Source organism: Glycomyces luteolus (assembly GCF_027622875.1).
Lineage (GTDB): Bacteria > Actinomycetota > Actinomycetes > Mycobacteriales > Micromonosporaceae > Glycomyces > Glycomyces luteolus.
The window spans coordinates 25,742-36,688 of the sequence record NZ_JAPZVP010000033.1 but is presented as its reverse complement, the minus strand read 5'-3'; the positions used below and the strand labels follow the sequence as shown (position 1 = coordinate 36,688).

The window sequence follows — 10,947 nt, the reverse complement described above, 5'->3', positions numbered from 1 at the left end:
CGCCGCGCCGCCCCCGCGCTGGTCACCAGTCGTGGACGGTGCCGTCGGCGAGGCGGTTGTACGGCAGGTAGGCCTGGACGTACGGGTACCTGCCGGCCTCGTCGGTGTCGAGTTCGACGCCGAGGCCCGGCTGGTCCCCGGGGTGGAGGCGGCCGTCGGTCCAGGTGAAGGACTGCTGGAAGACCTGGTCGGTCTTGGCGCCGTGCTTCATGTACTCCTGGATGCCGAAGTTGTGGATCGACAGGCCCAGGTGCATCGCGGCGGCCATGCCGACCGGCGAGATGTCCGTGGGGCCGTGCATGCCGGATTTGATCTGGTACTGGGCGGCGTAGTCGAGGACCTTTTTGAGGTGGCTGATGCCGCCGGTGTGGGTGACGGCGGAGCGGACGTAGTCGATGAGCTGTTCGCGGATGATCTGCTGGTAGTCCCAGACGGTGTTGAAGATTTCGCCGATCGCGAGCGGCGTGGCGGTGTGCTGCCGGACGAGGCGAAGCGCCTCCTGGTTCTCAGCCGGGGTGACGTCCTCGAGCCAGAACAGGTCGTACGGTTCGAGGGACTTGCCGAGCTTCGCGGCCTGGATCGGGGTGAGCCGGTGGTGGGCGTCGTGGAGCAGCGGCAGTTCGGGGCCGAATTCGTTCCTGACCGCTTCGAACACGGAGGGGACGTGCCGCAGGTAGACGCGGCTGTCCCAGTCCTCCTCGTTGGGCAGTGCGCCGCGCTGGGCGGGCTCGTGGTCGTAGCGGACGCCCTGCATCGCTTCGAAGGTGGCGTTCGAGGCGATGCCGTAGATGGACTTGAGGCCGGGGACGCCGGTCTGAACGCGGATGGCCCGGTAGCCCTGCTCCTGGTGGGAGCGGATGGAGTCGAAGAGCTCCTCGGTGGTCTTGCCGGAGGCATGGCCGTAGGCGAGGAGGCCGGTGCGGGAGGCGCCGCCGAGCAGCTGGTAGACGGGCATTCCAGCGGCCTTGCCCTTGATGTCCCACAGCGCCGTGTCGACTGCGGCGATCGCGGCCATGGTGACGGGGCCGCGCCGCCAGTACGCGGAGCGGTAGAGGAACTGCCACGTGTCCTCGATGCGGTGGGCGTCGCGGCCCAGCAGGAGCGGGACGACATGGTCCTTGAGGTAGGAGACGACCGCGAGTTCGCGGCCGTTCAAGGTCGCGTCGCCGAGGCCGGTGAGGCCGTCGTCGGTGGTGAGCTTGAGGGTGACGAAGTTCCGGTCGGGGCTGGTGACGATGACTTCGGCTCTGTCGATGATCATGGCGTGCTCCTAAGAGGATTGGCCGGGGCTTGCGGCCGTCGAGACCGGTCCAGCGGCGGCAGGTAGAACGCGGCCGACTTGGGTTTGCGTTCGCGAGTGAACACGCCCTTCCTGTTCCCGTCAACCCGGTGGATGCAGGGGCCGAGGCCGAAGTCGGCGAAGATCCAGACGATGAATTCGGGGATGCCCCAGCTCGCGGCGTCGGCGGCTTTGGCGGTGCACCAGGCCTGATGCGAGCGGTGGAAGGCGCCGAGTCCGAGATGGACGATGCGGACGGGCGGTGTCGCCAACGCGGGCAGCGCATCGCGCCCGATCGGGGTGACCCCGTCGGTTGCCAGCCGTCCCGGGGGCGGGGGCTGAGCGGTATCGCATCGTCGCGGCGCAGGCATGGTCGATATTCAAGCACGTGCCTTAGAAATTGTCAACCGATTGCCAGCAACTTTTTCGCCGAACCCTCGGCGCTGCGCATGCGGCGGGCCTCCGGTATGCTCGGTAGGCCCTGTCGCACAATCCGACAGAGCAGCACCAATCGATTGCCGGATGACAACCCCCGGCAACAAGCGCGAAAGGGGAGGCATGGAGCAGTCCGACGCCGCCATCCGAACCCGAGGCGCCGAGCGCAAGGCGCCCCCCACGATCTACGACATCGCACGCCTGACCGGGGTGAGCCCCTCGACCGTGTCCCGCGCGCTCAACAAGCCCGGGCGCCTCAACGCGCAGACCGAGCGGCGCATCCGCGACGCCGCCGCCGAGCTCGGCTACCGGATCAACCCGATGGCGCGGGCCCTGCCGACCGGCAAGACCGGCACGCTCGGCCTGCTCGTCTCGGACATCACCAATCCGGCGTACTTCGACCTGGTGCGCGGGGCCGAGCGGGTGGCCTCCGAGACCGGCATGACCATCGTCTTCGCCGACTCCCAGGAGTCCCCGGAGCTGGAGCGGGCCACCGCCGAGCGACTGCAGACCTCAGTGGACGGACTGCTGCTGGTGGGCTCGCGCCTGGAGGACCACCAGATCCAGGACCTCTCGTCGGTGAAGCCGCTCGTGGTCGTCAACCGCCTCGTCGAAGGCATCCCTGCCGTCATTCCCGATGTGCGGCCGGGGATCACGACCGCGCTGGAGCTGCTGCGCGAGGCCGGGCACCGGCGGATCGCCTACCTCGCGGGGCCCGAGGCCTCGTGGATGAACGGTCAGCGCTGGCAGAACGCGTTCGAGATCGCGGTGGAATGGGACATGTCCATCGTGGAGATCAAGTCGAACGCGCCCACCCGGGAGGGCGGCGCGGAGGCGTTCGGGCGGGTCAAGGCCGCCGACGTGAGCGCGGTGCTCGCCTACAACGACCTGGTCGCGCTCGGGCTGCTGCGGGAGTGCCGCGACCACGGGCTGGACGTGCCGGGCCGGTTGAGCATCATCGGCTTCGACGACATCTTCGGCGCGGACTTGCCGACCCCGGCGCTGAGCACCATCCGGATGCCGCTGGCGGCGCTCGGGGAGCGCGGGATCAGGCGGCTGCTGACGGAGATCGACGGCGGCGAGTCGGAGGACGAGTCGGCGCTGCCGACGGAGTTCGTGGGCCGCGAGTCGATCGCCGCGGCGAAGTCCTAGACGGCTCGCAGGAGCGCGCCGAGCGCGGGGTTGCCGTGGCGCTGGCGCCAGACGCTGTGGAGTTCGACGGTGTCCGGCGGCAGGTCGGCGATGTCCAGGAAGACCAGGTTCGAGAGGTTGAACGCGCTGGCTGAGGAGGGCACGAGCGCGACCCCGAGGCCGGCGTTGACCACGGACAGCACCGTGTGGACCTGGCTGATGTGCTGCACGTAGCGCGGGCGCAGATGCGCCTGCTGGAATGCCGCGACGACGAGTTCGTAGAAGTACCAGGCCTCTGAGGGCGAGTACGTGACGACGTCGTACTCGGCGATGTCCTCCATTGTGGGCGTTCGCTCGAGCTTGGTCAGGGCATGGTCGCGCGGGGCGGCCAGGATGAGCGAATCCCTTGCCACGAGCCGGGAGTCGAGCAAGTCCGAGCGCGGGACCTGCCGCACCAGGCCCACTTCGATCTCCCCAGCGAGGAGCGCGTCGAGCTGCGCGTGGGTGACCATCTCGCTGAGGACGAGGTCGACCCCGGGCAGCTCGGCGGCGGCCACACTGATCCATCGCCCCAGGACGGTGAGGGCCGAGACGGCGGTGAAGCCGATGCGGATGGTCCCGGCGGTGCCCGCGGCGACCCGGCGTGCGCGCAGCGGAGCGGTGTCGGCCGAGTACAGGAGCCGCCGGGCCTCGTCGAGGAAGATGCGCCCGGCCGGGGTGAGCTCGGCGCCGCGCTGGGTGCGCTGGAAGAGGTCGAAGCCGATCACCCGTTCAAGGCGTTGGATCTGGCGGCTCAGCGGCGGCTGCGTCATGCGCAGTCGCTCTGCGGCCCTTCCGAAGTGGGCCTCTTCGGCGACCGCCACGAATCCGCGGAGTTGGTCGAGTGTGTACCCCACGTCGCCTGTAGCCATGCCCTGAAGGTATCAGCTGATATCGAATGAGTGTTGGACCGGTATGAGCGGTGGGGGTTACGGTACGGACCAAATCGACCCAACAGGAGACTTCCGAATATGTCCCGATACTCCCCCGCAGAGATCCAGCGTGCGCTGGGCGAGGGACTGCTGTCCTTCCCCGTGACCCACTTCAAGCAGGACCTCTCGTTCGACGAGGCCGGGTACCGGAAGCACCTGGGGCACTTGGCGTCCTTCCCTGCGGCGGGCCTGTTCGCGGCGGGCGGCACGGGCGAGTTCTTCTCGCTCACACCGGAAGAGGTCGGGCGGGTCGTGCGCGTCGCCGCAGACGAGGCGGCCGGGGCCGTCCCGATCATCGCCCCGGCGGGCCAGGGCACGGCCCAGGCGGTCGGTTTCGCGCGGGACGCCGAGGCGGCCGGGGCCGACGCGGTGCTGCTGTTCCCGCCGTACCTCACCGAGGCCGGGCAGGACGGCCTCGCCGCGCACGTGCGGGCGGTGTGCGAGGCGACCTCGCTGGGCGTCATCGTCTACCACCGGTCCAATGCGCAGTACAGCGTCGACACCGTGGAGCGCCTCGCGGAGGAGTGCCCGAACCTGGTGGGGTTCAAGGACGGCGTGGGCGACATCGAGTTCATGACCCGCCTGTACGCGACCCTCGGCGAGCGGCTGCTGTACATCGGCGGTCTGCCCACCGCCGAGACCTTCGCGCTTCCCTACATCCAGCTCGGCGTCACCACGTACTCCTCGGCGATCTTCAACTTCGTGCCCGAGTTCGCGCTCGCGTTCTACGACGCGGTGCGCGCCGGGGACCGCGACGAGGTGTACCGCAAGCTGCGCGAGTTCGTGCTGCCGTACCTCGACATCCGCAACGCCGGAAAGGGCTACGCGGTGTCGATCGTCAAGGCGGGCATGACGGCCGTGGGCCGCACCGCCGGGCCGGTGCGCCCGCCGCTCACCGACCTGCGCGCGGACGAACTCGCCGCACTGGCCGACCTGATCGAGACGTCCGGCTCATGACCGGACTCGAACCGGCCGCTGCCGCAGCGGAACAGGCGACCACTCCCACTGTGACCGCGATGCGGGTCGTGCCCGTGGCCGGGCGGGACTCCATGCTGCTCAACCTTTCCGGCGCGCACGCGCCGTACTTCACCCGGAACCTGGTGATCCTCACCGACGAATCAGGGAACACCGGCGTGGGCGAGGTGCCCGGCGGCGAGGCCATCGCGCAAACACTCCGGGACGCCGCCGATCTCGTACTGGGGTCGTCGATCGGGGCGTTCCGGTCCATCCTCGAGACGGTTCGCCGCCGCTTCGCGGACCGCGACTCGACCGGGCGGGGGCGCCAGACCTTCGACCAGCGGGTCACCGTGCACGTCCTGACCGCCCTCGAAGCGGCGCTGCTCGACCTGCTCGGCAAGCACCTCGGCGTCCCCGTGGCCGAACTGCTCGGCGACGGGCCGCAGCGCACCAGCGTCCCCGTCCTGGGCTACCTGTTCTACATCGGCGACCGGGGGCGCACCGACCTGCCGTACCGGGACGGGTCCAGTGAGGACGACGACTGGCTGCGGCTGCGCGACGAGGAGGCCCTGACCCCCGAGGCCGTGGTGGCGCTGGCGGAGGCGGCCGAGGCGCGGTACGGGTTCCGGGACTTCAAGCTCAAGGGCGGCGTGCTGCCCGGCCCGGAAGAGGCCAAGGCCGTCAGGGCCCTCGCCGAGCGGTTCCCCGACGCGCGGATCACCTTGGACCCCAATGGGGCATGGTCGCTCGAACAAGCGATTGACCTGTGCCGCGGACTCGACGGCGTATTGGCCTATGCCGAGGACCCTTGTGGAGCCGAAAACGGCTATTCGGGACGCGAGGTTTTGGCGGAGTTCAAGCGCGCCACAGGAATGCGCACCGCCACGAATATGATCGCCTGCGACTGGCGGGAGTTCGCGCATGCGGTGCGCGGCGGCGCCGTCGACATCCCGCTGGCCGACCCGCATTTCTGGACGATGGCCGGTTCCGTGCGCGTCGCGCAGGCCTGCGAAGCCTTCGGCTTGACCTGGGGTTCCCACTCCAACAACCACTTCGACGTGTCGCTGGCGATGTTCACGCACGTCGCCGCCGCCGCTCCCGGCGAGATCACCGCCATCGACACGCACTGGATCTGGCAGGACGGCCAGCGCCTCACGGTCGAACCGCCGCGCATCGAGGACGGCGTGATCGCGGTGCCCACAGCGCCCGGTCTCGGCATCGATCTCGATGTGGCGCAAGTAGAAGCAGCACACGAGCTGTATTCGAGAAATGGTCTGGGCGCGCGCGATGACGCTGCCGCTATGCAATACCTTGTCCCCGGATGGATGTTCAACCCGAAACGCCCCTGCCTGGGGTGAATTCGTGGCTATTCGATCACTAAGAGGAGCAGACAATGCAACACCCCCTCCCCCGACGCGGACTGCTCGCCGGTCTCGCCGCCTTGCCTCCCCTCGCCGCGTTGTCGGCGTGCCAGGTGCAGGGCGGCGCTGACGAGGCGAACGCGACGTTCCCGACCCGCGCGGTCGACTTCTGGGTCCCCTTCGACGCCGGCGGCTCCGGCGACCTGATCAGCCGTGCGATCGCCAAGGCCGCCGAAAAGCCGCTGGGACAGTCCCTTCCGGTCACGAACAAGCCCGGTGCCAACGGCGCCGTCGGGCTCAAGGAACTACTGGCGGGCAAGTCGGACGGCTACACGATCTCCCTCGCGGTCAAGTCGCTGTTCGCCATCGGTCCGCTCGTCGTCGACGACCCGGACGCGGTCGTCATCGAGGACCTGCGCATCATCACCACATTGACGAACGAGGGCTATGTGCTCGTCGTGCACGGCGACTCTCCTTATCAGACGCTTGACGACCTGCTCAAGGCCGACAAGGTGAACTTCGGGACCACCGGTGTGGGCACCGGTTCGCAGCTCTCCGCGGGACTGCTGTTCGGGATCGCCGGGGTCGAGGCCACCGACGTCCCGTTCGACGGCGGCGGGCCGACGGTGACCGCGCTGCTGGGCCAGGACATCGACGCGGCGTCGCTGTCGCTCGCGGAGACCATGCCGCACATCGAGGCCGGTGACATGCGGCCGCTGTGCGTGTTCTCCGAGGAGCGCAGTGTCTTCCTCGACAACGTGCCGACCGCACTCGAGTTGAACTACAACATCCTCGTCGACCAGCGCCGGTTCATCGTCGTTCCGGCCGACACGCCCGACGAGGTCGTGGGGGTGCTGACGCTCGCGTTCGAGGAGGCCCGCGAAGGCTCCGAGTACGGGCAGTTCCTGGCGGACAACTTCATGGAGCGCTGGGAGGTCGACGGCATGGAGGCGGAACTGCACCTGGCCGAGGCCACCGAGCAGTTCGCCGCGCAGATCGCCGAATCCGGCGTCGAACTCGGCAGCGCGGAATGAGCGAGGCGGTCATGGTCGATGGCGAACCCGAAGCGGCGCACGGCGAAGAGTCCGAGGCGCCGCGCGCGGGCGGACGCGTCCAGTCGGTCATCGCGGGTGCGATCCCCGTGCTGCTCGGCGCCGTCGCCGCCTGGTTGAGCTTCGGATTGAACATCGGGAGCCTCACCGAGCCCGGGCCCGGGCTCTGGCCGCTGATCGTGGCCGGACTGCTCGTGGCCTCCGGGATCGGGATCATCGCCGTGACCGCCAGAACCCGCAGGGACACCGAGGCGTTCACGCGCGGGACGGTCGCGGTGCTCGCCGCCGCGGGCGGCCTCGCCGTGTACGCCTCGCTGTACGAGATCGTGGGCTTCGAGGTGCCGACGGTGCTCCTGCTGTTCGCGTGGCTGCGGCTGCTCAGCCGCGAATCGTGGCTCATGAGCGCGATCCTGGCGGTAGCCGTCACGGCGGTCGCCTACGCCCTGTTCATCATCGGGCTCAACGTGCCGCTACCGCACCTCATCGCCTTCTAATCCGTCCCTTCTGGAGTATCGAACGTGGACTTCTCCTCCGTGCTCTCCGGGTTCGCGGTGGCGTTCGAGTGGCAGAACATCCTCTTCTGCCTGCTCGGCGTCACCGTCGGGATGCTGATCGGCGTGCTGCCGGGCCTCGGCCCGGCCGCGACGATCGCGATCCTGCTGCCCATCACCTACAACCTGGAACCGACAGCGGCCGTCATCATGCTCGCCGGGATCTTCTACGGCGCGCAGTACGGCGGCACCATCACCTCGGTGCTGCTCAAGCTGCCCGGCGAGGCCTCCACAGTGGTGACCGCGCTCGACGGCCACGCACTCGCGCGGCAGGGCCAGGCCGGGCCCGCGCTCGGGATCGCCGCAATCGCCTCCTTCATCGGCGGCACCGCGTCGATCATCCTGCTCTCGTTCATCGCCCCGGCCCTGGCCGGCGTCGCGCTGGCGTTCGGCCCGGCCGAGTACACGGTCCTGGCGCTGATCGGGATCTTCCTGGTCGGCACGCTCGGGAACGGGTCGATCATCAAGAGCGCCGCCGCCGCGGCCGCGGGACTCCTGCTGGCGACGGTGGGGCTCGACCCGCTGCTGGGCACGCCGCGGTTCACGTTCGGCACCGACCAGCTCGCCGACGGCATCGACTTCACGATCGTCGCCATGGGGCTCTTCGGGGTCGGCGAAATCCTGTACAACCTCGAGCACCGCGACAGGCCGCAGACGGCGGTCCCCTCGTTCGGGCGGGCGATCCCCGGCCGCCTGCACTGGCTCAAGTCGCGTCTGGCGATCCTGCGCGGCTCGGTCACCGGCTTCATCCTCGGCATCCTGCCGGGCGGCGGGGCGACCATGGCCTCGCTGGTGGCGTACGCGGTCGAGAAGCGCACCGCGAAGGACCCGTCCCGGTTCGGCAAGGGCGCCATCGAAGGCGTCGCCGGGCCCGAGTCGGCGAACAACGCGGCGGCGACCTCGTCGTTCATTCCGCTGCTGACGCTGGGCATCCCGGCGAACGCGACCATGGCGGTGCTGTTCGGCGCGCTCATGCTCCAGGGCATCACGCCGGGCCCAGGGCTCATGACCGACCACCCGGACGTGTTCTGGGGCGTCGTGAACTCGATGTACCTGGGCAACCTCCTGCTGCTGGTGCTGAGCATCCCGCTCATCGGGCTGTTCGTGCGGATGCTCAAGGTGCGCCCGGGCATCCTGGCACCGATCACCGTGGTGATCACCATGATCGGCACCTACTCGATCCGCAACAACGCGTTCGACATGCTGCTCGTGATCGGCCTGGGCCTGCTCGGATACGGGATGCGCAAGCTCGGCTTCGAACCCGGGCCGTTCGTCCTCGCGTTCGTCCTCGGCTCGCTCCTCGAGGCCTCGTTCCGCCGCTCGATGCGGATCTTCGGCGGCGATGTGAGCGAGTTCGTGCAGCGCCCCGTCTCCGGGACGCTTGTGGCGATCCTGGTTCTCACCGTGGTCGTCGTCCCGCTGCTCCGCAAGGTCCGCACCCGCCAGACGGAGAACGCGGAACAAGCCGGCGTCACGGCCGATTAGCGAACATCGGGGGCCGAGGGTGACGCACCCTCGGCCCCCGCCGCGTTCGCGGACAATTCGATTGACGTCGATCCGGCTTTGCCGCATTGTAAGCGTTTGTGCCCCTCGTCGACCGCTCGCGCGTGAACCCCTACCGGCTCTACCTCGCGATGCGGGTGGGCCTGTCGTTCCTGGTCTCCATGGCCTTCACCACCTCCATCGTGTACCGGGTGGAGGAAGGCGGGATGAACCCGTTCGAGCTGATGATGATCGGCACCGTCCTCGAGGTCACCTATCTCGTGTTCCAGCTCCCCACCGGGTTCCTGGCCGACCTGGTGAGCCGCCGCGCGTGCGTGGTGGCGGGCTTCGGCGTGTACGCGGGCGGCCTGGCATGGCAGGGGTTCTCGGCCGATTTCTGGATCCACCTGGCGGCGCAGGTGCTGCTGGCGCTCGGCGCCGCGCTCATGAGCGGCGCGCAGGAGTCCTGGGTCGCCGACGAGACGCAGCAGGCCGAGATGACCCCGGTCTACCTGCGCGCCACGCAACTCGGCTTCATCGGCGGCATCACCGGCAGCCTCCTCAGCGGGGCGCTCGGGAGCATCGCGCTGAGCCTGCCTATGCTCGTCAGCGGCGCGCTCATGGCGATCGGCACGGCCGCGCTCGTGCTCGTGATGCCCGAGCGGCACTTCCGGCGCCCGGCGGGCGACGGCAGGATGCGGACCATCCTCCGGCAGGCGCGAGCCGAAGCGGGCGAGCAGATCCGCGCCTCGCGCCGCGCGCCTCGGCTCGTGCCGGGCCTGTTCCTGCTGCTGGGGATGACGTTCGCGTTCGGGCTCTGGAGCGAGAGCTACGACCGACTCTCCGGCGCGTTCCTGCTGGAAGACATCGGGTTCCCGGCACTGCCCGACCTCGAGCCCGCCATGTGGTTCAGCCTCATCTCGGTCGCGGTGTCGCTCGGCGGCATCGGCGTCACCGAATGGGCCACGCGCCGCACCGCGCGCCTCGGATCGGGCGCGATCATCGGGATGCTGGTGCTGTTCACCGCCGTGACGCTCGCGGGTGTCATCGGATTCAGCCTGGCGCGGGGCTTCTGGGTCGCGCTCGTGTTCCTGCTGCTCGTCTCGGTGGCCCGGCCGCTGTACGAGCCGCTCGTCAACGGCTGGCTGGTGGTCAGGGTCGAGCCGAAGGTGCGCGCCACCGCACTGTCGGCGAGGGACATGTTCGACAGCGGCGGCCAGATCATCGGCGGACCGGCGATCGGCGCGATCGGCACCGCGTTCACGCTGCGGGCCGCGCTCCTCACGGGCGCGGCCGTGCTCGTGCCCGCGACCCTGTGCCTCATCGGCATGGGACGCAAGGCGGGAACACCGGAACCCGAACCCGAGCCGGTGGACGTTCAGGCGGAGTGAGTGGGCTCCACACGAGGGGCGCTTCGACCCGGGCCAGCGGATCGCGAACCTGGTGATGCCCCCCGGCTACCGCGGCGTGTGGCGTTCGATGCACCTGGGCGGCCGCCTCCGGAGGGCCGACGCCGAACGCGTGTGGCCCGGATGGACGGGGCGCCGCGAGAACCGCAGGTAGACGCGGGTGTCGCGGCCCGGCCACGAGGTTGGGGGGCCGTGCTGTTCCCCCTCTCGGGCGACCCGGTCAGAACCCGGTCATTGGCGGCAGGCCGAAACGGAGCGACGATCGTGCGGTACCGGAAACGGGCGTACGTCGAATTCCAGCGATGACGCCCTCCGGAGT

General features: G+C 69.4%; 10 protein-coding genes. 7 read left to right on the top strand and 3 right to left on the bottom strand.

Annotated features, from left to right (window positions below):
• Window positions 1-22: 22 nt before the first annotated feature.
• Window positions 23-1,261 carry a D-mannonate dehydratase ManD gene (gene manD, locus O1R50_RS25575; protein WP_270113090.1) on the bottom strand — a complete coding sequence of 413 codons (1,239 nt, stop codon included), beginning with the start codon at window positions 1,259-1,261 and terminating at the stop codon, window positions 23-25.
• A complete protein-coding gene (locus tag O1R50_RS25570) occupies window positions 1,258-1,551 on the bottom strand; it encodes a hypothetical protein (protein WP_270113089.1) in 294 nt (97 codons plus the stop codon). The genes manD and O1R50_RS25570 overlap by 4 nt, the downstream gene beginning before the upstream one ends.
• A 286-nt stretch (window positions 1,552-1,837) precedes the next feature.
• Here O1R50_RS25570 and O1R50_RS25565 point away from each other — a divergent pair, with 286 nt between their 5' ends.
• Entirely contained in the window at window positions 1,838-2,866 is a 1,029-nt protein-coding gene (locus O1R50_RS25565; RefSeq protein WP_270113088.1) for a LacI family DNA-binding transcriptional regulator, read from the top strand.
• On the opposite strand, the gene O1R50_RS25560 is transcribed toward O1R50_RS25565, so the two are convergent.
• Window positions 2,863-3,756 carry a LysR family transcriptional regulator gene (locus tag O1R50_RS25560; RefSeq protein WP_270113087.1) on the bottom strand — a complete coding sequence of 298 codons (894 nt, stop codon included), beginning with the start codon at window positions 3,754-3,756 and terminating at the stop codon, window positions 2,863-2,865. The genes O1R50_RS25565 and O1R50_RS25560 overlap by 4 nt on opposite strands.
• A gap of 99 nt (window positions 3,757-3,855) precedes the next feature.
• Between O1R50_RS25560 and kdgD the strand changes: the two genes are divergently transcribed.
• The 6 genes from kdgD (at window position 3,856) to O1R50_RS25530 (ending at window position 10,610) form a co-directional block, all read left to right on the top strand.
• Window positions 3,856-4,773 carry a 5-dehydro-4-deoxyglucarate dehydratase gene (gene kdgD / locus O1R50_RS25555; RefSeq protein ID WP_270113086.1) on the top strand — a complete coding sequence of 306 codons (918 nt, stop codon included), beginning with the start codon at window positions 3,856-3,858 and terminating at the stop codon, window positions 4,771-4,773.
• Between the two features lie 59 nt (window positions 4,774-4,832).
• Window positions 4,833-6,131, top strand: coding sequence for an enolase C-terminal domain-like protein (locus O1R50_RS25550; protein WP_408612817.1), 1,299 nt, complete (start codon window positions 4,833-4,835; stop codon window positions 6,129-6,131).
• Between the two features lie 35 nt (window positions 6,132-6,166).
• Window positions 6,167-7,168, top strand: a complete 1,002-nt coding sequence (locus O1R50_RS25545; RefSeq protein ID WP_270113084.1) for a tripartite tricarboxylate transporter substrate binding protein — start codon at window positions 6,167-6,169, stop codon at window positions 7,166-7,168.
• Window positions 7,165-7,680, top strand: a complete 516-nt coding sequence (locus O1R50_RS25540; protein WP_270113083.1) for a tripartite tricarboxylate transporter TctB family protein — start codon at window positions 7,165-7,167, stop codon at window positions 7,678-7,680. The genes O1R50_RS25545 and O1R50_RS25540 overlap by 4 nt, the downstream gene beginning before the upstream one ends.
• Window positions 7,681-7,704: 24 nt before the next feature.
• Window positions 7,705-9,222, top strand: a complete 1,518-nt coding sequence (locus O1R50_RS25535; protein WP_270113082.1) for a tripartite tricarboxylate transporter permease — start codon at window positions 7,705-7,707, stop codon at window positions 9,220-9,222.
• Window positions 9,223-9,320: 98 nt separating this feature from the next.
• Entirely contained in the window at window positions 9,321-10,610 is a 1,290-nt protein-coding gene (locus O1R50_RS25530) for an MFS transporter (protein WP_270113081.1), read from the top strand.
• Window positions 10,611-10,947 lie beyond the last annotated feature (337 nt).

Excerpts from the sequence above, each read along its gene's own strand:
- manD (WP_270113090.1), bottom strand. The coding sequence starts at position 1,261 with ATGATCATCGACAGAGCCGAAGTCATCGTCACCAGCCCCGACCGGAAC.
- O1R50_RS25565 (WP_270113088.1), top strand. The coding sequence starts at position 1,838 with ATGGAGCAGTCCGACGCCGCCATCCGAACCCGAGGCGCCGAGCGCAAG.
- O1R50_RS25560 (WP_270113087.1), bottom strand. The coding sequence starts at position 3,756 with ATGGCTACAGGCGACGTGGGGTACACACTCGACCAACTCCGCGGATTC.
- kdgD (WP_270113086.1), top strand. The coding sequence starts at position 3,856 with ATGTCCCGATACTCCCCCGCAGAGATCCAGCGTGCGCTGGGCGAGGGA.
- O1R50_RS25550 (WP_408612817.1), top strand. The coding sequence starts at position 4,833 with ATGCGGGTCGTGCCCGTGGCCGGGCGGGACTCCATGCTGCTCAACCTT.
- O1R50_RS25545 (WP_270113084.1), top strand. The coding sequence starts at position 6,167 with ATGCAACACCCCCTCCCCCGACGCGGACTGCTCGCCGGTCTCGCCGCC.
- O1R50_RS25540 (WP_270113083.1), top strand. The coding sequence starts at position 7,165 with ATGAGCGAGGCGGTCATGGTCGATGGCGAACCCGAAGCGGCGCACGGC.